The sequence below is a fragment of the Caballeronia sp. dw_19 genome (assembly GCF_018449515.1).
Classification (GTDB): domain Bacteria; phylum Pseudomonadota; class Gammaproteobacteria; order Burkholderiales; family Burkholderiaceae; genus Caballeronia.
The window spans coordinates 11,646-33,851 of the sequence record NZ_JAAVUQ010000023.1 but is presented as its reverse complement, the minus strand read 5'-3'; the positions used below and the strand labels follow the sequence as shown (position 1 = coordinate 33,851).

The 22,206-nt window shown below is 61.3% G+C and carries 10 protein-coding genes; 3 read left to right on the top strand and 7 right to left on the bottom strand.

Annotated elements, in window-relative coordinates; all coding sequences use genetic code 11:
• Positions 1-291: 291 nt before the first annotated feature.
• Positions 292-1,485, top strand: coding sequence for an O-succinylhomoserine sulfhydrylase (locus HB376_RS26130; protein WP_213766707.1), 1,194 nt, complete (start codon positions 292-294; stop codon positions 1,483-1,485).
• Positions 1,486-2,521: 1,036 nt separating this feature from the next.
• Here HB376_RS26130 and HB376_RS26125 read toward each other — a convergent pair.
• Complete coding sequence (locus HB376_RS26125; protein ID WP_213766633.1) at positions 2,522-2,863, bottom strand: FKBP-type peptidyl-prolyl cis-trans isomerase; 342 nt, start codon at positions 2,861-2,863, stop codon at positions 2,522-2,524.
• A 254-nt stretch (positions 2,864-3,117) separates the two neighbouring features.
• Between HB376_RS26125 and HB376_RS26120 the strand changes: the two genes are divergently transcribed.
• Both HB376_RS26120 and HB376_RS26115 read left to right on the top strand, forming a co-directional pair.
• The gene (locus HB376_RS26120) at positions 3,118-4,275 is read left to right on the top strand and encodes a HAMP domain-containing sensor histidine kinase (RefSeq protein WP_346730584.1); all 1,158 of its coding nucleotides are present in this window, start codon (positions 3,118-3,120) and stop codon (positions 4,273-4,275) included.
• A 61-nt stretch (positions 4,276-4,336) separates the two neighbouring features.
• Positions 4,337-5,737, top strand: a complete 1,401-nt coding sequence (locus HB376_RS26115; RefSeq protein ID WP_213766632.1) for a hemolysin family protein — start codon at positions 4,337-4,339, stop codon at positions 5,735-5,737.
• 38 nt (positions 5,738-5,775) lie between these two features.
• Here the strand turns inward: HB376_RS26115 and treY are convergent, their stop codons facing one another.
• From treY to treS, 6 genes are all read right to left on the bottom strand, one after another.
• Entirely contained in the window at positions 5,776-8,700 is a 2,925-nt protein-coding gene (gene treY / locus HB376_RS26110; RefSeq protein ID WP_213766631.1) for a malto-oligosyltrehalose synthase, read from the bottom strand.
• A gap of 4 nt (positions 8,701-8,704) precedes the next feature.
• The gene (gene malQ, locus HB376_RS26105) at positions 8,705-10,930 is read right to left on the bottom strand and encodes a 4-alpha-glucanotransferase (RefSeq protein WP_213766630.1); all 2,226 of its coding nucleotides are present in this window, start codon (positions 10,928-10,930) and stop codon (positions 8,705-8,707) included.
• On the bottom strand, positions 10,927-12,804 hold the full coding sequence (gene treZ, locus HB376_RS26100; RefSeq protein WP_213766629.1) for a malto-oligosyltrehalose trehalohydrolase: 1,878 nt from the start codon (positions 12,802-12,804) through the stop codon (positions 10,927-10,929). Before treZ ends, malQ begins: the two co-directional genes overlap by 4 nt.
• Before the next feature lie 103 nt (positions 12,805-12,907).
• A complete protein-coding gene (gene glgX / locus HB376_RS26095) occupies positions 12,908-15,169 on the bottom strand; it encodes a glycogen debranching protein GlgX (protein ID WP_213766628.1) in 2,262 nt (753 codons plus the stop codon).
• Positions 15,170-16,563: 1,394 nt separating this feature from the next.
• On the bottom strand, positions 16,564-18,780 hold the full coding sequence (gene glgB / locus HB376_RS26090; RefSeq protein WP_213766627.1) for a 1,4-alpha-glucan branching protein GlgB: 2,217 nt from the start codon (positions 18,778-18,780) through the stop codon (positions 16,564-16,566).
• Positions 18,773-22,162: a maltose alpha-D-glucosyltransferase gene (treS, locus tag HB376_RS26085; protein ID WP_346730583.1), complete on the bottom strand. Its 3,390-nt coding sequence runs from the start codon at positions 22,160-22,162 to the stop codon at positions 18,773-18,775. The genes glgB and treS overlap by 8 nt, the downstream gene beginning before the upstream one ends.
• Positions 22,163-22,206: the final 44 nt, after the last annotated feature.

Genomic DNA, 22,206 nt, shown 5'->3' with positions numbered 1-22,206 from the left:
TTGACTCCGGCGCGCGATAAGCGCGTGACAGTCGTGATAGGATTGGGTTTGCGTCGATTTGAGATCAGCTTGCGGACGCGGGTTTTGATGAACGGGCTAGACGTTTAGCTTGAGTCGGAACCCGAAACAGCTAAAGCGAACCGGTGGCGAATCTGGACCACGCACCGGCGACGCTACAGGCTTTTCCGCACCGGGCCCGCTCATGCTGACGCAGAAGCGGGCTTTTTTGCGTCCCGGTTTTTTGGCCGGGCTAATGAATAGATGGAATAGATGGGAATGGAAAACACGAACATGGACGAAAACCTCAACTTCGATACGCTCGCCGTTCGCGCTGGAACGCTGCGCAGTGAGTTCAATGAGCATTCGGAAGCGATTTTCCTGACATCGAGCTTTGTGTTCGAGAGCGCCGCGCATGCGGCGGAGAGCTTCAAGAATTCCGAAGAGGCGTACACGTATTCGCGCTTCACGAACCCGACGGTTGCGATGTTCCAGAACCGGCTGGCGGCGCTTGAAGGTGGCGAGGCGTGCATGGCGACGGCGTCGGGCATGGCTGCGATCATGTCGGTGGTGATGTGCTCGATGCAGCAAGGGGACCATCTGGTCAGTTCGAAGAGTTTGTTCGGATCGACGATCGGGATGTTCTCGCAGATCTTCACGAAGTTCGGGATCACGACCACGTTCGTCGATGCTACCAATCTCGATGAATGGCGAGCTGCCGTGCGTCCTGAGACGAAGATGTTTTTCCTGGAGACGCCGTCGAATCCGCTGACCGAGATTGCGGATATTGAGGCGATCGGGAAGATTTCGAAGGAAGTGGGTGCGTTGTTTGTCGTCGATAACTGTTTCTGTAGTCCGGCGCTGCAGCAGCCGCTGAAGCTTGGCGCTGATGTCGTCATGCATTCGGCGACCAAGTTCCTTGATGGTCAGGGGCGCGTGCTGGGCGGCGCGTTGGTTGGGTCGAAGCAGTTCATCATGGAGAAGGTGTTTCCGTTCGTGCGGAGTGCTGGGCCGACGCTGTCCGCGTTTAATGCGTGGGTGTTGTTGAAGGGGATGGAGACGCTGTCGTTGCGAGTGGAGAAGCAGTCGGCGAATGCACTGGAAATCGCGCGTTGGCTGGAGACCCATCCGGCGATCGAGCGCGTGTTTTATCCGGGGCTCGAGTCGCATCCGCAATATGCCATTGCAAAGAAGCAGCAGAAGGCGGGCGGGGCGATTGTGTCGTTCGAGTTGAAGGGCGAGACGCGTGAAGAACAGCGTGCGAATGCTTGGCGGGTGATTGATGCCACCAGGATCTGTTCGATTACCGGCAATCTCGGGGATACGCGTACGACCATTACTCATCCGTCGACGACCACGCATGGGCGGTTGACGCCGGAGGTGCGGGAAGCAGCGGGGATTCGCGAAGGGTTGATCCGGCTGGCGGTGGGGCTGGAAAATGCCGGGGATATCAGAGGGGATTTGGCGCGCGGTTTAAATAGCCAGTAATTTTCGTTCGCACTCGATTGGACGGGGGGGGTAGTGGTCGGGGGTCTATGCTGGGGTGGGCGGTTCTGGGTTAGTGGTCGGGGTCTACGCCGGGTTGGTGCTTTCGGCCGTGGTGGTCTGCGAGAGTCGGATTTTCTCTTTATCACTATTAGCCACTGTGCGTGGCGGCACGTCATTTCTTTGTCCAAAGCGACAAAGAAACGAAGCAAAGAAAGCGCTTTAACCGCTCTACCCTAAGTGTCCACAGCGTGCAGTTTTGATTCATAGGTGCCCCAAAAGCACGGTGCTCGCCAGAGCGGAGGATGTGTGAACCCCTCCTTCTCCGAACACGGATACCCACACGCTTCGCCACCAGTGATTGAACCTGCCCAAGGAGCACCCCGCGCTATCCGCGGACGACCTCCCTCCAAATATGTACGCGACGGACCACGTCGCTAACCCATCGAGAAACGGGCCGCGCGGATGCATCGGGCCGTAGCTGGCGAAAAGAATCGTGCATGCCGCGCAATAGCCCACTAAACATGAAGCCGTAAGTATGCGTTTGGCCGTGTAGTCCACCAAAAAAACAGCGCACGCTTGGCCAACGCTCCAAGAAACGTGGCAGCGAATACGCGTGAGGCCGTGGGGTTCCTGGGCGCCTCGTGCTTGCCCGAGAGCGTACGGGGCGAAGCGTGTTCGTGTCAGGATTCGCGAGAAGGAGGGGTTCACGCATCCTCCGCTCTGGCGAGCACCGTGCTTTTGGGGCACCTATGAATGAAAACTGCACGCTGTGGACACTTAGGGTAGAGCGGTTAAAGCGCTTTCTTTGCTTCGTTTCTTTGTCGCTTTGGACAAAGAAATGACGTGCCGCCACGCACAGTGGCTAACAGTGATAAAGAGAAAATCCGACTCTCGCAGACCACCACGGCCGAAAGCACCACCCCGGCACTGACCCCGACCGCTAGCCCTAGAACCTGGCACCCCGGCACACACGTCAACCCCGCCCCCAGAACCCCGCCCGCCCAATCGAGTGCGAACGGAATACCCGCCTGAATCTTTAAACCTCGAGCAATTCCACTTCAAATACCAGCGTCGCATTCGGCGGAATCACCCCACCGGCGCCGCGCACGCCATAACCGAGTTGCGGCGGAATGGTCAACTTGCGCTTACCACCTACCTTCATCCCCTGCACACCTTCATCCCATCCCTTAATGACCATGCCGCCGCCGAGTACAAATGCGAACGGATCATTACGGTCGTGGCTGGAATCGAACTTCTGGCCGTCCGTGAGCCAGCCCGTGTAATGCACGCTCACCGACTTGCCGGCAACAGCTTCAGCGCCTTCGCCTTCCGTCAAATCTTCATACTTGAGCCCTGAGTCGGTCGTCACGATCGCCATGTAACACTCCTTGTAAAGGCCGGCACCGCCGGCGGGATCTAAAACCGGTATTGTAGGGCTTTCGGGTGGCATCGTTACATCCGGCGAAGCACGCACGAGGTTTGCTGCACGACCTGGCCAATATCTCGCAAATGGGAGAGGAGGGGCGGCCAGCCCCAAACGGAAAGCCCGGAAGCACTCTCCTATAATGGCTGGTCATCTCGATAACACCGGGCAAGATACTCGCATTCATCAACGCTCAAGGATTTCCCATCGTGACAACGTCTTTCTCCGGCACGGTCGACACGGGGCGCGTTCCCCGTCCTGAAGCGCCGGTCGCGGGCACGGACGGCGTGCTCGTGCTGGATACCGCGCAGCGCTGTCTGTCAGCCGATACCGTCTTTGCACATCTGTTCGATCTCGACGCGAGCTCAATCGAAGGGCGTGCTCTCGCCGATACCGCCTTACCCAAACCCCTGATCGCCGTGCTCGCCGAAGCTGCCGACGCCGCTCTTGCCGCCGGCAGCGTGCGGCGTGCGAAGGTACGCATCGATGAGGGCGAGACCACGCTGTCAAGATTGCGTTCGTTCGCCATCCTCGCGCTGCCCGGCAGCATCGGCCGGGCCGATACCGTGTCGTTGATCGTTTCGCCGTGCAGCCCTGGAATACCAACGGAAACCAAGCCCGGACAAGCCGATGAGCGCACCGCGCATCTGCGTGCCGAAGCAGCGTTGTTCATGCGCGATCACGTGCTCGGGCTTGTGTCGCATGATCTGCGCGGTCCCTTGAACGCCATCCACAGCTGGGGCTACGTGCTGGAGCGCAAAGTCGATACCGCCGATGCCCCCGCCCAACGCGCGCTCACCGGGATTCGCTCCGGCGTGGAGCAGCAGGTGAAGCTGATCGAGCAATTCATCGATACCACCCGCGCCGAGACCAAAACACTGGCGCTCGACCGCGAGCCGCTCGCGCTGCGGCACCTGATGGACGAGAGCGCAGCCCAGGCTCGCGCGAGTCTGGCGAGCGCGCGGCACGTCACGCTGCACGTCGAATCCGCGTTGGTCGAAGAGCAGATCAGCGCCGACGGCGAACGTCTCGCCCAGGCGCTCTGGCTGATGCTTGCGTTCGCCGCCGAGGCAAGTGCGGCGGGATCGAAGGTGGTGTTGAACGGCCTGGTGGAAGGCGGTGCGTTCAGCGCGGTCGCCACATTCACCGCATCGCAGAAAGCGCTTTTGGATCCTGACGTTCCCCACGTGCTTGAGGCGTTTGCCCGCAATCAGGCAACGTTGCCACGGGAAGCCGCGCGGATCGCGTGGGTGCTCGCCCTGTGCAAACGTGTGGCTGAAGCGCACGGCGGCACGTTCGAACACGACGATCTCACCGATGGCGCCGCCGTTGCGCTCAGGTTTCGCGTGCCGTTGAGCGCCACCTGATTTAACTTTCGGTCAGCTTGCACCTCTATACTGGCGGTTTCATTTTGTGGAGCAGGTTGCTTTGAATCAGGTTGTCGCGCTAATTGGTGCCTTGTTACTCGTCGCGTTGAACGGGTTTTTCGTCGCGGCCGAGTTCGGACTCGTCAAACTGCGCGCCACGCGCGTTCAGGCAATCGCACGGTCGAACGGTTTGCCCGGCCGCTTGCTGGCCAAGGTCCATGGCAAGCTCGACGCGTATTTGTCGGCGTGTCAGCTCGGCATTACGCTTGCGTCGCTCGGGCTTGGCTGGCTGGGCGAACCGGCATTCGCCGAATTGCTGCACCCGTTGTTCGCGCTTGCGGGTATCGAATCGGTCAAGCTGATCGACGCCGTCTCGCTGTTCTTCGCGTTCTCCTGCATTTCGTTCCTGCATATCGTGGTGGGTGAGCTCGCGCCGAAATCGTGGGCAATCCGGCGCGCGGAACAGGTCGGCCTGTGGGTCGCCATGCCGCTCTACGGTTTCTATTGGGCAATGTATCCGTTCATCTGGGTGCTGAATTCGAGCGCGAATTTCGTGTTGCGGTTGTTCGGGCTCGGAACGGGACATGGCGACGACGCTCACTATTCCACCGACGAACTCAAGTTGATCCTGCGTGGCCGGCGCCTGAGCGGGGCATCGACGGCTACGCTGCCAGACACAATCGGGACTGCCGGGTCTGCCTATAACGCGGATGAATGGAACACCATCGCCCATTCGCTCGATTTCAGCCGCATGACGGTTTCGGACCTGATGCGTCCGAACCACGAGATGGTCGGCCTGCGCAACGACCTGCCCATGCGCGACAACATGCAGGTGATCGCGCGCCACCGTTTCAGCCGCTATCCCCTTTTCGCCGATGCCTCCGGCGAACACGTGCTCGGCATGATTCACCTAAAGGACCTGCTGCTCGCACGTAATGGCGCCGGGCGCGGCCTGCTGCAAGGCCTGACGCGGCAGGACACGTTGCAGGACGAACTGGCCAAGCATGTGCGGCCGGTGCAATACGTGGCGGGGAATCTATCGGCGCTTGAACTGTTCCGCCGGTTTCGCAAGGGCGCGCCGCACTTTGCACTGGTCGGGCGCAAGGGGCAAAAACCAATAGGCTTTCTGACGCTGGATAACCTGCTGGGTGCGCTCGTCGGCCAGATTCACGATGAGTTCCGTCAAGGCGACGCGGACTGGTCGCGCATGGACGATGGCACGCTGATGGGCAAGGGCAGCTTGCCGGTGGTGTCTCTTGAACGGGCGCTGGGGATTGATATCGACGAGGGGCAGGCGGAGTCGGTCGGCGGACTCGTGATCAATGCGCTAGGCGACCTGCCGAGCGAAGGGCAACGGATCGGGTTCGATCGCTTCGATATCGTGGTGAAGAAGATGAACGGGCCGCGGATCGTACTTGTGCGCGTGTATCCGCATGAAGAGGTGGCGCAGGAAGCGGAGTGACTTTCACCCCGCTCGGGCGCCATGAGCCCTCAGTCACATTAAACTCTCGGCACCCCTTCTTCCATCAGCAACGCGACCGGCATCGACGCCAGCGCGTCACGCATGAATAAACGCTGGCCATCCGACTTCGGCGCGTTCGGGCTCAGCCAGTCGAACAACGCACGTGAAGCCAGCGCTTCTGGCAACAGGATTGCTGTATCGCCCCAATGCGCAGCATCCACCAGCGGCAGGCCGGTATTGTTCTCAGCCAGCAGCGAGTCGGCCAGCCTTGTCGCGATCACCACCGCGTACGCGCTGCCCGCATGCCGCGCAAACGCAATCACGCTGTCCGCATGCGCGCCTTCCACCTTCAGCGGAACATAAGCACCCTTCTCGAATAGCGAATGCGCATGCGTCCGCAACGCCAGCGCGCGCCGCACAATACCCAGCTTCACCCGGCCATCGCGCCAGTTCTTCAATTGCTCCGATGGCGCCCCTTCAGCCTCGCCTTCGCTCAACCACGCACGCCGTTGCTCGAAGTCGACTGGCCGCCGGTTATCGGGATCGACGAGACTGAAATCCCATAGTTCGGTCCCCTGATAAAGATCCGGCACGCCCGGCGATGTCAGCCGCAACAACGTTTGCTGAAAACTATTGATCGCGCCGGTCCGCGCGACACGTTCGACGAACGCCGGCAACTCGCCGAGAAAACCATCGCGGCGCTGCGGCGCGAGGATATCGAAGAGAAAATCGCGACATGCATTCTCGTACGCCTCATCGGGCGCGAACCAGCTCGTGCGTAACTTGGCTTCACGCAGCGCCTTCAACTGCCACGCGCTCACACGTTCGGCGAGTTCTTTCACGCCGTCCTGGTCGTCGGGAGAGAGCGTCGGCGGCCAGCAGCCGACCAGCGTCTGATACAACATGGCTTCGGCGGCGGCGCCCGGCGCCCAGTCGTGTTCATCGCCGTTCAGCGCTCGCCGATGCGGCGTGTTCAACGTCGACCAGCTTCGCAACGTCGCGGCCCATTCATCGGGAATCTCGCTCAATCCCGCGATCCGCGCGCGCACGTCTTCGCCGCGCTTGTGATCGTGCGTCGCGGTGTTGAGCATCGCGTTCGGGAAGCGCTTTGCGCGTTCGAGATTGCCCGCGTGGAACGCGTCGACCGACAACGAGAACTCGCCCGGATCGGCACCCACTTCGTTGCGCGAGATCAGCCGGCCGTATCGATAACAGGCGGTGTCTTCAATCGCCTTGGCGGCCACTGGCGAAGTTAGTTGGGAGAACAGAGTTTGTGCGTTGCGTCGATGTGAACCGCTGGAGTTCGAGCCGGCGCTGTTCGCTTGCAGATTCTGGTTAGGTACGCTAGCGGACTGACGATCGCGATCCCGATCCCGGCCGCGATCGAGCAAGCGCTCGCGTTCACGCGGTTTCTCTTCGACCGCATCCTCACCGCCCGGACCGCCGAGCCACTGCGCAACCTGATCAAGGATGACGAAATCGGCGGGCGCCAGCGCGGCTTTGGCGCCTTGATATGCCTGCGAGAAAAAGCGTTCATCTTCCTCGCTGCGCTGACCACCGACGGGATAGATCCGGTACACCGGAAAGTGCACCACGAGTTCAGCCGCGACCCGGCGCAACGATGAATATGTGAAGTCGCGGGTGACGGGGGTATCGCGGGCAATGCGATGCAACGCTCGCGCCACGCGGTCGAGTTCGGCGGACAAGTTCTCCGACAGTATCTTGCGCCGCGCGGCTTCGGCTTCGACGCCAAAGTCCGCCGGACGTCCAGACAATTCGGCCCAGCTTTTTGCCAGTGGTTCGGCGCCGCGCGGGTCGTGCAGCAACGCGCCGACGTCGTTCATGAAGTCGTATCCGGTGGTGCCGTCGATGCGCCAGTCGTCACGCACGGGTTCGCCGCGCGCGAGGATTTTCTCGACGACGAAATACGTGCGGTCCTGCTTCAGATTCTCCGGCCGATGTTCCGCGAGTTCTTCAAGCCGGCCACGCAAGCGCTGGCAATATTCACGCGGTTCGGCGAGGCCATCGACGTGATCGATTCGCACGCCGTCGATCAGCCCTTCTGTAAACAACCGGAAAATCAGCGCATGCGATGCCTCGAATACTTCGGGGCGCTCGACGCGCATGCCGCCGAGCGTGCTGACGTCGAAGAAACGCCGCCAGTTCACTTCGTCGGCGGCGGTGCGCCACCAGGCGAGCCGGTAATGCTGACGTTCCAGCAGCCGATGCAAACGGTCGCGGCCAGCGGGGTTATCGCCGGAATGGGCTTGTACGGCAGTGTCTATAGCTCGCTTACCCTCGGCCGTTGCCGCGTACTCTTTCAAAGCCGCCCGCGCTTCGTCGGCGCGCGGCTGGTCGCCCGGTTGCGTGGACAGCCCCGTGAAGCGCTCCGCCATCTCGGGCGCGTAGTCCTGCAACACCGACGTGTAGTCGAGCGGACTCACTGGAAACGTGTGTGCGTAGTACTCGATCTTGAAGCGGCCCTGGTCTGCGTCGAAAACGAGCTTGATCTTGCCGCCCTGCAGTTCCTCGCCATACGCCGCGCCCAGGAACGGGGCGAGCACTTTGCCGCGCAGCGCGGGATCGGGCGAATGCCAGTCGATGTCGAAATAGCGCGCATGCGCCGCGTGGCGTCCCCATTCCAGGATGTCCATCCACCAGAGGTTTTCCGACCCGCCCACGCCCATGTGATTCGGCACCACGTCCACGATCACCCCCATCTCGTGGGCGCGCAGCTTGTCGACGAAACGCCTCAAGCCTTCTTCACCGCCGAGTTCCGGATTGACGCGAGTGTAGTCCACCGTGTCGTAGCCGTGCGTCGAGCCGCTGGTCGCGGTCGTGATCGGCGATAAATACGCGTGGCTGATTCCGAGCGCAGCCATGTAGTCGACCTGGCGGGCGGCGTCGTCGAAGGTGAAATCCTTGTGTAGCTGCAGCCGGAGCGTGGAGCGTGGAACGGTCATGGTCTCAGTCGGTGGGTGAAGCGTTATGCGTGGCCGCCTTCGTCTGGGCGGATTTTTGCCGGGCCTGATCGACAGCGAGCAGGCGGTCGACGAACGAATCGTCATCGAAGAGTTCGGATACGGGTACAGCCAGCCGCCGGCGCCAGTTCGGATGCTCGTCGATGGAACCGGGCAGGTTCGGCATCTCGGCGAGCGCGAGCAGGTCTTCCAGCGGGTAGATCGCAAGCGGCGCGGGCGTCGACGCCACGAACGCGAGCGCTTCGTCTACGGGTGCGGTTTGCGGGGAAATATCGGCGGCCACGGAGACATCGGGCGCAGCGACACCGGCTTCCTGAAACGCAGACCACAGCAATTTACGATCCTCGCCTCGCTCCACTTGGGCGATTTCGACAGGATCTTGCCCGTCCGCTCGCGCGGCCGTCTGCCCGATCTTCGCGCGCCACACAATGTCCTCGCCGATCCACCAGCCGGTGACCGTCGGCAGGTCGTGGGTGGTGGTGGTTGCGGCCACGTCGTGATCCCAGTCGGCCGGCGCCTTGAAGCCCGGGCCTTTTTCCGCGCGTTCAAACCAGAGCACGCGGATGCCGAGCAGGCCGTGTTCCTGCAAGCGTTCGCGGAAGCCGGGCGGAACCGTGCCGAGATCCTCGCCGATCACGATGGCTTTATGCCGCCACGATTCGAGCGCGATCAGCCGCAACAGGTCGTCGAGCGGATAACGTAGGTACGCGCCGTTCTTCGCACTTTCGCCGTCGGGCACGAGCCAGAGACGCCGCAAGCCGAGAATGTGATCGATACGAATGCCGCCCGCAAGCGTGAACGCGGCACGCAGCATATCGATGAACGCTGAAAAGCCCTGCGTGCGCATGGCGCGCGGGGAAAACGTGGTGAGGCCCCATGACTGCCCGGCCTGGTTGAACAGGTCGGGCGGCGCGCCGACTGACACGCCTTGCAGCATTTCATCCCGATACGACCACGCGTGGCTGCCCGCGCTGTCGCACCCGACGGCCAGATCGGCTATCAAGCCGATCGCCATGCCCGAGTCGCGTGCGACGTGCTGGGCATGCGACAAGCCCTTGGCCGCGAGCCATTGCGCGAAGAGGAAAAAATCGACTTCGTCTTTATGCGCGGCGGCGAATTCCGCGACGGCCGCGCTACGCGGATCGCTTAGTTCACCGGCCCAGTTGCGCCAGTGGCCTTCGTTGGCTTCCTTCAATTGCGTTGCCTGCAGCGCCTCGAAGCGCGCGTGATCTTCCAGCGCGCGTCCGCCGCGTTTCACGAAGCGGGCGAAATCCTTGTGCAACGTGTCGTTTTCGTGAGCACTGGGTTGCGCGTTGAACTGCGCGAACAACGCGCGCAGCACGGCCAGTTTTGCCGTCACCACGCGCGGCCAGTCGATTAGCTGCAGCGCTTCGAGTTCGGCAAATTCATCGGCGACACCGGCGGTTTTTATCGCCGCTTGTGCCGCTTCCACGCCCAGCACCGCTGCCGGATCAATGTGCGCGATGTTCAGAAACAGCCGCGATGAAGGCGAGTACGGGCTGAATTTATTCGGCTCTGCGCTGAACATCGCGTGCATCGGGCTGATCGCGATTGCGTGGCTGCCGCGCTGCGCGCTTTCTGACGCAAGCGTCACGAGCGCGGAGAAGTCGCCCACACCGCCGTCGCCCACGCGCCGCAAACCGTAAACCTGCGCGGCCATGCCCCACATCGGCGGGGTAGCCTGCATGCTGGGCTGGAGCGCGTGCCAGGCATCGTCGACGGTGTAACAGCGTGGCGGCGCCACCGCGAGCGTCGTGCGCTGCTCATTGATCACCAGCGTGTGATAGCCCGGCTCGGAGATCGGCGAGAGCAATGCGGTGGCCCCTTTCGGCGACGTAAACCGCCCGTCGATGACCGCGCCGCTTTCCAGTTCGATCCGGTACCGCGCGCCGGATTTCACGGCGGCCATCGGCAGAGCAATGGCGCGATCGATCTCCGCGGTCATCAACGGCGGCAACTTGCGCCCGGACAATTCCGCATCGAGCGTCGCTGCGCTCTGCTTGAGTTGCGTGAGATTGTCACAGGGCAGGCCGAGGCGTTCCAGCAGCACTTTCAGCGTCTCTTCCGGCACGCGCTGGATCTGCTTGTGCGCGTCCCGCCACTCGACCTCGAAACCGGCCTTAGTCGCGAGTGCTTCGATAGCGCTGGGGGTTTTATCCGGCGTAGCCGGGGTATTGAGGGTCGTGCTCACGAGGTTTTCCCCGAAGCTTTGACGCGGCGTGCGTCATGATTGAATGCGGCATCGGCGAAATCGCCCGTCAGCCACGCGATAAAAGTCTCTGCACCCAGCTCGCCGCGGTCCGCCGCGTCGCGGGCCCGAGCCGGCGTTTCGAATACGACCTTGCCCGGCGGATGGCCGGTAAGCGGCACGGTTTGCTTGCCCAGATTGAGCGCGACGGAATAGGTGCTGCCGTCGCCGAGCCGCCAGTTCGCCAGCACGGCTTTCTCTCCGATCACCTTGGCGCCCAGCGCCTTTGCATTCCTCAGATGTGGCATCAGCAGCTTCGTGCGCACGGCCAGCGCGGAGCGATAGAAGTGCAGCCAGTCGTTGTGATCGGCGGGTTGCTTGCTTTCATCGGGCGACGACATTTTGAACGTCTCGATGGCGTTGGGATCGGGAATCTGGGCGCGGCGTTTTTCGTCGGTGAAAGCGGAGAACTTCGCAAATTCCTTACGACGCCCTTCACGCACGGCATCGGCGAGTTCGTCGTGATAGTCGGTGAAAAACAGGAATGGCTGCGTGGAACCGTACTGCTCTTCCATGAACAGCATCGGGATTTGCGGTGTGAGAAGCATCAGGCCGGTTGCGGCGTAGAGCGAGTCTTCGCTGCACAACGAGCGCAAGCGCTCGCCCATTGCACGGTTGCCGACCTGATCGTGGTTCTGTAAAAACATCACGAAAGCCGTGGGCGGCAAGCCAGCGCTCGGTTCGCCGCGCGGCCGGCCGTCGTGGATGGGCGAGGGCTCGCCTTGATACACGAAACCCTCGCTCAGCACGCGCGCGAGCTTCTGGATTGGCTGGTCGCTGTAGGCGCTGTAATAACTCTCGTCCTCGCCGGTTAGCAGGACGTGGAGCGTGTTGTGTGAGTCGTCGCTCCATTGCGCGTTGAAATGCGATTCGAGCAGGTTCGATGTGTTGTGCTCGTTCTCAAGCACCAGATGCACATATCGGCCCGGTTCCACGGACGAACGCACGCGGTCCGACAGTTCGCGCAACCATTCGTCGTCGTTGATGGCGTGGACGGCGTCGAGGCGCAGGCCATCGAAACGATATTCCTTGAGCCAGTACAGCGCGTTGTCGAAGAAAAAGTCGCGCACTTGCGGACGTTCGAAATCGATCGCCGGACCCCACGGCGTATTCACGCCTTCGCGAAAGAACGGCTTGGCGTAGGCGCTCAGATAGTTGCCGTCCGGTCCGAAGTGGTTATAGACCACGTCGAGGAAGACCATCAGGCCGAAGCCATGCGCGGTGTCGATGAGTGTCTTCAGTTCGTCAGGCGTACCGTAGGCCGAATCGGGTGCGTAGGGCAGCACGCCGTCGTAACCCCAATTGCGGCTGCCGCTGAAGTCGTTGAGCGGCATCAGTTCAATGGCCGTCACGCCGAGATGCGCGAACTCCTTCAGGCGGCGCGTCACACCGGCATAACCGCCCAGCGCGCCCACGTGCACTTCGTAAAGTACGGTTTCTTCCCACGGCCGGCCGTGCCAGTTCGTGTTTTCCCAGCGATACGCACGCGGATCGATGACTTCGCTCGGGCCATGAACGTCGTCGGGCTGGAAACGGGAGGCCGGATCGGGCACCGCCAGATCCGCATTGATCCGATACCGGTAACGCGTGCCCGCGCCGCCTACGGCCAGCGCTTCGAACCAGCCGTCGGCGGTTGGGGTCATGTCGATGAGCGTGGCGGCCGCACTCTTTTCATTAGGGGAGAGCTCCAGTTGCACAGCCGTAAGCGACGGCGCCCAGAAACGATAACGCGTATGTCCGGCATCGGTGAGATGAGCGCCGAAGGACAGGCAATAGGCATGGTGACGCTTGTGCGGATCGATCGGGGTTTCGGACATGATGTGTGTGGCCTTCAGTGCGCTTGGTCAGTTACTTGGCTTGGAGCCTGCCCGGCGTTTTGCATGACTTTTGCATGACATCTGCGAACCGTCTTCGAGCCGTTCAATTTTCCTCCTTTGCGGGTGGCCCGTGCTCGGGCACTGGCGTCTTCCAGGGTTCCGCTGTCCGTCGCGGTCCGATTGTGCCCGGGTCCGGCGGCAACGCCGTCAAGAGCCGCGGCCCCTCGTGGGCGCCGGCCATCCAGACGGCCTGCCAGTCGGCGTCCCCGGTCGGCTGCGCGAGCAGCACGGCCACGCTGTGAGCCTGTACCTCCAGTTCCCCGCCGATCAGCGGGCACTGCGGCGCGTCGGGCACAGCGCTATCCATGAGCACGTTCCATTCCAAGTGCGGCGCTGGAGCGGAGAAGCTCAGCGCCTCCGACGATCCGTTCATCATGATCAGGATGACATCGACTTCCCCGTTCAGGCCGGGCCCCGCGCGACGCAGCGTCAGCGCGCGTCCTTCGGGGTCCTGCCACGCGTCGATAGTCAGCGCCGAGCCGCGTTCGTCGAACCAGCTGACGTCGTAGAGGCCCGGCAGCACTTCACGATCGCCGTGGAGAAAGCGCATTTCCCGCAACAGCGGGTAGTTTTTGCGCAGCGCGATGACGCGGGCGACGAAGTCCGTCATCGTGCGGCCGGCGGGCGAATCCGCTTGGCGCCAGTCGATCCACGAGATCTCGTTGTCCTGGCAATACGCGTTGTTGTTGCCGCGTTGCGTGCGGCCGAATTCGTCGCCGGCGAGCAGCATGGGCGTGCCGAGCGACAGCAGGTTCGTCGCGATCAGCGCGCGTGCCACGCGGCCGCGGGTTTCGAGGATAGCGGGGTCATCGGTCGGGCCTTCCTCGCCCCAGTTCGAGCTGCAGTTTTCGTTGTGGCCGTCGTTGTTGCCTTCCTGGTTCGCTTCGTTGTGTTTCTGCTCGTAGGACGTCACGTCCGCGACCGTGAAACCGTCGTGCGAGGCGACAAAATTCACCGATGCCCAGGGCTTGCGCATACGCCGATGAAACAGCTCGGCGGAGCCGGTCAGACGCGCGGCGAGATCGGGCCGCACCCCGGCGTCGCCGCGCCAGAAGCGGCGTATGCCGTCGCGGAATTTATCGTTCCATTCGGCGAATCCTGGCGGGTGGTTGCCGACCTGATAACCGTCCGGGCCGATATCCCAGGGTTCGGAAATCATCTTGCGCGTGTTGAGGATCGGGTCCTGGCGGATGGCGTCGAAGAAACCGGAGCCCGGGTCGAAACCATGGCCTTCGCGGCCTAGCGTCACGCCGAGATCGAACCGGAAGCCATCGATATTGAAGGCCGTTGCCCAGTAGCGCAACGAGTCCATGACCATTTGCAGCACGCGTGGATGCGACAGGTTCACCGTATTGCCGCAACCGGTTTCGTTGATATAGAGCCGTTCGTCGCCGGGGATCAGGCGGTAGTAGCTGGCGTTGTCGAGGCCGCGCCATGACACGGTCGGCCCGAGTTCGTTGCCTTCGCATGTGTGGTTGTAGACCACGTCGAGAATCACTTCGATGCCCGCCGCGTGGAGCCGGCGCACGGCGATGCGCATCTCGTTCAGCCGGTTGGTCGACAGGTATGACGGTTCGGGCGCGAAGAACCCTGCCGTGTTGTAGCCCCAGTAATTCTTGAGACCGCGTTCGACGAGGAAGCGATCGTTGAGGAACGCGTGTACGGGGAGGAATTCGACGGCGGTTATGCCGAGCTTTTGCAAGTGTTCGATGAACCACGGCGACGACAGCGCCGCGAACGAGCCGCGTTCGTGCTGGCGGATGTCCTGGCGCAGCATGGAGGTTCCGCGCACGTGTGTTTCGTAGATGACGGTTTCGCCCCAGGGGACGTTCGGACGCGTGTCGCGGGACCAGTCGAAGGCGTCGTCGGTGACGACGCATTTGGGGGTGGCGGGGGCTGAATCGCGTCGATCCATCGACAGGTCGAGCCGGTTCGAGTGCACGCGATAGCCGAACAGTGCGTCGGACCAGCGCCATTGGCCGACGAGTTTTTTCGCGTAGGGGTCGAGGAGCAGTTTGTGGGGATTGAAGCGATGGCCGTGGTGCGGCTGATAAGGGCCGTGGGCACGGAAACCGTAGACCGTGCCGGGGTGTGCGCCGGGGAGGTAGCCGTGCCAGATTTCATCGGTGCATTCCGGCAGTTCGAAGCGGGCGAGCTCCTTGCGGCCGGTGGTATCGAAGAGACAGACTTCGATTTTTTGTGCGTTCGCTGAGAACACTGCAAAGTTGACGCCTAAACCGTCCCAGTTGGCTCCGAGCGGGTAAGCCGCGCCCGGGAGTAACTTGTCGGGAAATGAATTAGCCATGGGGTTTCCGTTCGCACTCGGGTTTTTGGTGGTTTGGTTGGTTGGTGGTTCGGGGGTGGTCGGGGTGGTGTTGGGGCGCTAGGTTCCAGGGTTAGCGGTCGGAGTTGATGTCAGGGTGCCAGGTTCCCGCGTTAGCGGTCGGGGTCAGTGCCGGGTTGGTGCTTTCAGCGTTAGCGGTCGGAGTCAGTGCCGGGTTGCTGCTTTCAGCGTTAGCGGTCTGCATGAGTCGGATTTTCTCTTTATCACTGTTAGCCACTGTGCGTGGCGGCACGTCATTTCTTTGTCCAAAGCGACAAAGAAACGAAGCAAAGAAAACGCTTTCAAACCGCGCTACCCTAAGTGTCCACAGCGTGCAGTTTTCATTCATAGGTGCCCCAAAAGCACGGTGCTCGCCAGAGCGAAGGATGTGTGAAACCCTCCTTCTCCGAACACGGATACCCACACGCTTCGCCACCAGTGATTGAACCTGCCCAAGGGGCACCCCGCGCTATCCGCGGACGACCACCACCAAATGTGTAAGTGCCTCGAACCACGTAGCCAACCCGCCAAGAAATAAAGTCGCCAAAATACGTAGGTCCGTAAGCGACTAAAACCACCGCGCATATCAAGCAAACACACTAAAAAAGTGACGCAAAAACTAGGCAGATGGTCGTGCGGTCCACTAAGAATAGACTCGCAGATCACTTACCGAAGACCATCGGCTAACCGATCAAAAAACGAGGCCGCAAAGGCATCCTAGGCGTAGCTCAAGAAAATAAGTGCGCAAACCAAGTGGCAAATCTACTAAGAAACGGAGCAGCAAATACGCGTGAGGCCGGCCGCGCTGATTCGTGGGCAAATCGTGCTTGCCCGAGAGCGTTGGGGGCGAAGCGTGTTCGTGTCAGGATTCGCGAGAAGGAGGGGTTCAAGCATCGGTGGTTCTGGCGAGCACCGTGCTTTTGGGGCACCCATGAATGAAAACTGCACGCTGTGGACACTTAGGGTAGAGCGGTTAAAGCGTTTTCTTTGCTTCGTTTCTTTGTCGCTTTGGACAAAGAAATGACGTGCCGCCACGCACAGTGGCTAATAGTGATAAAGAGAAAATCCAACTCTCGCAGACCACTAACACTGAAAGCACCAACCCGGCATTGACTCAGACCGCTAACCCTGGAACCTGGCACCCCGGCACTGACTCAGACCGCTAACCCTGGAACCTGGCACCCCGGCACTGACTCAGACCGCTAACCCTGGAACCTGGCACCCCGGCATCAACCCCGACTGCTAACCCCTTAAAGCACACCCGTCCAACCTCACCCCCACCCTCTAACTCGCCCCACAACCATAAACCGCCCCACCAAACCCCAACCCGAGTGCGAACGAAAAATCCTCGACCAAGTGCGAACGAAACCCCCCTGTTAATCGGCCCTCAAAACGATGGTCGCCAACGGCGGTAAAGTCAGAGCAGCCGACCACTCCCGCCCATGACTCGAAACATTCTCGGCGTGAATCACGCCCCCATTCCCCATATTCGATCCGCCATACACCGACGCATCCGAATTCACAATCTCACTCCACTTCCCACCCCTCGGCAACCCCACCCGATATCCCAGCCGCGGCACCGGCGTCATATTCGAAATCACCACGCACTCACGACCCTCACCATCCGTGCGCCGGAACGCAAACACACTATTGGCCGCGTCATCGCCGATCAACCAGTCAAACCCGTGTGGATCGCTATCAAGCTTGTACAGCGCCGGCTCCTCGCCATACACCCGGTTCAAATCGCGAACGAGCTTCTGCAAGCCACCATGAAACGCATCGTCAAGCAAATGCCAGTGCGGCGATGCATCGTGATTGAACTCGCCAAACTGACCAAACTCACCGCCCATGAACAACAACTTCTTGCCCGGATGCGTCCACATGAATCCCAGATACGCACGCAGATTCGCAAACTTCTGCCAATGATCGCCCGGCATCTTCCCAATCAACGAACCCTTTCCATGAACCACCTCATCATGTGAAAGCGGCAACACAAATCGCTCGGAATACGCATACACCATCCCAAACGTAAACATGTTGTGGTGGTACTTCCGATTGACCGGATCCTCTTCCATGTAGTGCAACGTGTCATGCATCCAGCCCATGTTCCACTTGAAATCGAAACCAAGCCCACCGTGCTCAAGCGATGCCGTCACACCCGGCCACGCTGTCGACTCCTCAGCAATCGTAATCGCACCAGGAATCTGGCGGACTTCGTGGTTAAGGCGCTTGAGAAATGCTATCGACTCCAGATTCTCGCGGCCGCCATACATGTTCGGCACCCACTCGCCCGCCTTGCGCGAATAGTCCCGATACAACATGGAAGCCACCGCGTCCACGCGCAATCCATCGACGTGGTAACGCTTCAACCAGGCCAACCCCGACGCCACGAGGAACGCGCTAACCTCGTTACGGCCGAGGTTATAAATCATCGTGTTCCAGTCCTGGTGGTAGCCCTCTCGCGGGTCCGCATGCTCGTAAAGCGGCGTGCCATCGAACTCGATCAACCCATGCGCGTCGTTCGGGAAATGCGCGGGAACCCAGTCGAGAATGATCCCCAGCTCGGCCTCATGCGCGCGGTTCACGAACTCAGCGAATTGCTCCGGCGTCCCAAACCGCGCCGACGGCGCAAACTGCCCCAACGGCTGATATCCCCACGACCCGCCAAACGGATGCTCCGCAATCGGCATGAACTCCAGATGCGTGAACCCCATGCTCTTCGCGTACGGAATCAGGCGCTCGGCAAGCTCATGCCAGTTCAACCCGCGATTGCCTTCCTCCGGCACCCGCAGCCACGATTCCGCGTGCACCTCGTACACGGAAATCGGCGCGTTCACGGTCTGCCTCGGTCCGCGTGAGTTCATCCACTCACTGTCGGTCCACGCGTATCCATCGATAGCCTCGGCATCCGCCACCACCGAAGCCGTCGCCGGCGGCAACTCGCTCTGCATCGCGCACGGATCGGCCTTCAGCGGCAACGTGTGGCCTTCGCGCGTGACAATCTCGTACTTGTAGCGCGTGCCCGCACCGAGTCCCGGCACGAACAGTTCCCAGACGCCGGCACTGTGGCGCAGGCGCATGGGATGCCGGCGGCCGTCCCACGAGTTGAAGTCGCCCACCACCGAGACGCGCCGCGCATTCGGCGCCCATACCGCAAAGCGCACACCGGCCACGCCGCCATGCACGACCGGCCGCGAGCCCAGACATTCCATCACCGCGTACGGGTCCCCGCCGGAAATGCGGTTCAACGCTTCATCGTTTAATACGGGGCCGAACGAATAGGTATCGGCGACTTCCTGTGGCGTGCCGTGCCAATCGATATTGAGCCGATACGCCTGCATCTCGTCGATAAACCCAATAAACAACCCCGCCGGATGAACCTGCGTCAGCGTGCCAAGCGGCTTGCTGCTGTCGCGATCGAGCACCTGCACACCGCTTGCACCGGGCAACAGCACGCGGACCACGGGGCCGGCGTCGGTCTGATGAAGCCCAAGCTTCGAAAACGGATCGGGATGGCGAGCTTCGACGAGCGCGTCGATATCGAGCGGATGCAGACCTTCGGTCAGCAGTTTTTCGTCTGTGCGCTTATTCATGTTCGGTTCCATCAGATGTGTCCTTGAGTGCGGCGTCCACAGGTCGCGTGCCAGGGGCAGCCGGCGCGCCCGTATCGCCAAGCAGGCGGCTCGCGAGCGACGCGAGGCCACGCAACGGCAAGCCGATCCACGTCGGACGGTTCGCCGCTTCGTAGCGGATTTCGTAGGCTGCCTTCTCGATCAGGAAAAGATCGAGCAGAGCGGCGAAGGTGGCTGCGTCGCCGGCAATCGGCTGCGGTGAAGTCTCTACCGCCGCGTGATATTCGAGCAGGAAACCTTCCTCGCCATGACCGCGCAGGCGCTCGAACAGCGCACGCCTGCGATCGGCGGTCGCTTGTGGCGCGTTGCCGGTCGTCGGTTGCGCAGCGGCACTGGCATACGACAAGGAACGCAATAAACCGGCCACATCCCGCAACGGACTCGATTTCTTGCGGCGCTCTTCCAGCGGCCGCGCAGGTTCGCCCTCGAAGTCGATCAGGAACGCGTCGCCTTGCGCCATCAGCACCTGACCCAGATGGAAGTCACCGTGAATGCGGATGCGCAGCGCATCGGCGTTTTCAGGCACGAGCTTTTGCACGGCCGCGAGCAGCAAATCACGGCGATCGAGCAGGCTCTGCGCCATCTCGCGGTCGTGCTCGCTGAACTCCAGAAGCTTCGATGCGAGGATATCGAGCGCAGTGACAAGCAGCGTGTGCGTGCCGTCGTTCCAGCCACGCACGTCCTTCTTCGATGCCTTCTCCGGCGCAAAAGCGGGGTCATCCGAAGGTTGAGCGAGCGCAACATGCAGTTCGCCCAGCCGCCGTCCGATGATCCCCGTGACCTTCCGATACCCCTCGATCCCGAGCATTTCCTTCTCGCGGTCCATCGAGTGGTCGCCGGTATCCACGGCCAGCGCGAGTTCATCCACGGTGCGGCGCAGGTAATCGAGCACGTAGTTCCACGCATCGCCCTGGTTGTCGATAAACCCTTGCAAGATGCACAGCGTATGCGGCACGCCTTCCGGGTCCACCCGCACCACTTCGCCGAACAGCGGTCCCGTATTCTGGTAACCGAGCTTCGTCAGGTGCCGGCTCATTTCGGCTTCCGGATGAATCCCGCCGACAAGCCGGCGCACGAGTTTCAGTACGATCTGATCGCCGATCACGAGCGAGCTGTTGCTCTGCTCCGCCGCCAGCCAGCGAATTTCCGGCGGTGGTTCTCCAGGCTTGAAATTGGCGGCAAGCGCGTCGAGCCGTTCGGTGGGAATAAAGCGGATCTCGCTCTTCTGCACCGTGGGAATGACCGCCCGCTGCAAGAGCTTTTTCAGCACGCCGTAGGTGAAGTTCGGGACGGCGAAGGCGTCCGTGATATGGCCGATATTACGAACCTGGCGCACACGGGCGAGCGCGAGCTGCATATAGAGGGGCGAAGTCGTTTCGGTGCCCCATGCAATGGTGAGCGGCAGCACGTAGCGTTCGACGTGATCGCCGACATCGGCTTCGATCTCCGTGAACGCAAAACCCGCTTCCGGAATGGTCGTCAATGCCGCCAGACGCACGCCTATCAGCTTCTTGTCCTTCGATGCAAACCAGCGCCGCTTGCTCAAATAAGACGGCAGCACTTCCGACTCCAGCAAGCGCACGTTTTCCGGTGTCGGGCCGGTCTGGCCGGCGCGGATCACCATTGTCACGAATTCGGGCAATTGCTCGGACGGCGCCTGGCTCCATGCCGGACGCTGATTGCCCGGACATAGCTGGAACCACAGGAAACCGTAGGGCGGGAAGGTCAGCAAATACGTGAGCTGCCCGATCGGCGGGAACGCGGAATCCGCGGTCATTTCCAGCGGCACCGACCCGGCGTACTCGGACAAATCGAGTTCCACGGCCTGCGGCGCCCGCGACAGATTCGCCACGCACAGGATCGGTGGTTCACCCTCGACCTCACGCAGATACGCAAGGATCTTGCGGTTGTTCGGACGCAGGAAACGGATCGAGCCTCGGCCAAACGCCTGTTTCCCGCGACGCACCGTGAGCATCTTGCGGGTCCAGTTGAGCAGTGAGTGCGGGTCTCGGCTTTGCGATTCCACATTGACGGCGTCATACCCGTAGAGCGAACCCATCACGGGCGGAAGCACAAGTTGCTCAGGATCGGCGCGCGAAAACCCGCCGTTTCTATCCGATGACCACTGCATCGGCGTACGCACGCCATCGCGATCGCCCAAGTGAATGTTGTCGCCCATGCCGAGTTCGTCGCCGTAATAGATCACGGGCGTGCCCGGCATGGACAGCAGCAGCGAATTGATCAGTTCAATCCGGCGCCGGTCGCGTTCCATCAACGGCGCGAGACGGCGGCGAATGCCGAGATTCAGACGCGCGCGCCGATCGCTCGCATACGTGTTCCACAAATAATCGCGCTCGGAATCGGTCACCATTTCCAGCGTGAGTTCGTCGTGATTGCGCAGGAAAATGGCCCACTGGTTGGTCGGCGCGAGATCCGGCGTTTGCCGCATGATGTCCGTGATCGGGAAGCGGTCCTCGCTCGCAATCGACATATAGATGCGCGGCATCAGCGGGAAATGGAAAGCCATGTGGCATTCATCTTCGTCGCCGAAATATTCCTTCACGTCTTCCGGCCATTGGTTCGCTTCGGCCAGTAACATCCGGTTCGGATATTCCGCGTCGATAGTCGCGCGGATCTTCTTCAAAATCGCGTGTGTTTCCGGCAGGTTTTCGTTGTTCGTGCCTTCGCGTTCGACGAGATACGGCACGGCATCCAGCCGCAAGCCGTCGATCCCCATGTCGAGCCAGAAGCGCATCACCTGCAGCACTTCCTTGAGCACGGCGGGGTTATCGAAATTCAGGTCCGGCTGGTGGTTGAAAAAGCGGTGCCAGTAATACTGGCCGGCGACGGGATCATGGGTCCAGTTGGACGGCTCCGAGTCGATGAAAATAATCCGCGTGTCTTCGTACTTCTTGTCGGTGTCTGACCAGACATAGTAGTTGCGATGATTCGAGCCCGGCTTCGCGAGGCGCGCGCGCTGGAACCACGGGTGCTGGTCGGACGTGTGATTGATAACGAGTTCGGTGATCACGCGAATGCCACGCGCGTGCGCTTCCTGGATGAAACGCTTCACGTCGGCGAGCGTGCCGTAATCGGGATGCACGTTGCGGTAATCGGCGATGTCGTAACCATCGTCACGTCGTGGCGACGGATAGAACGGCAGCAGCCAGATCGTATCGACGCCGAGTTCGGAGATGTAGTCGAGCTTCGCCAGCAGGCCGGGGAAATCGCCAATGCCGTCGTTGTTCGCATCGAAGAAGGACTTGATGTGGATCTGATAGATGATCGCGTCTTTGTACCAGAGCGGATCGTTGCTGAGAGTCGAATTCTTGTTACGCTTCACGTGTCGCTCCTTGAGCCGCGACGGTGGTTTGTCCCGGCTGTATG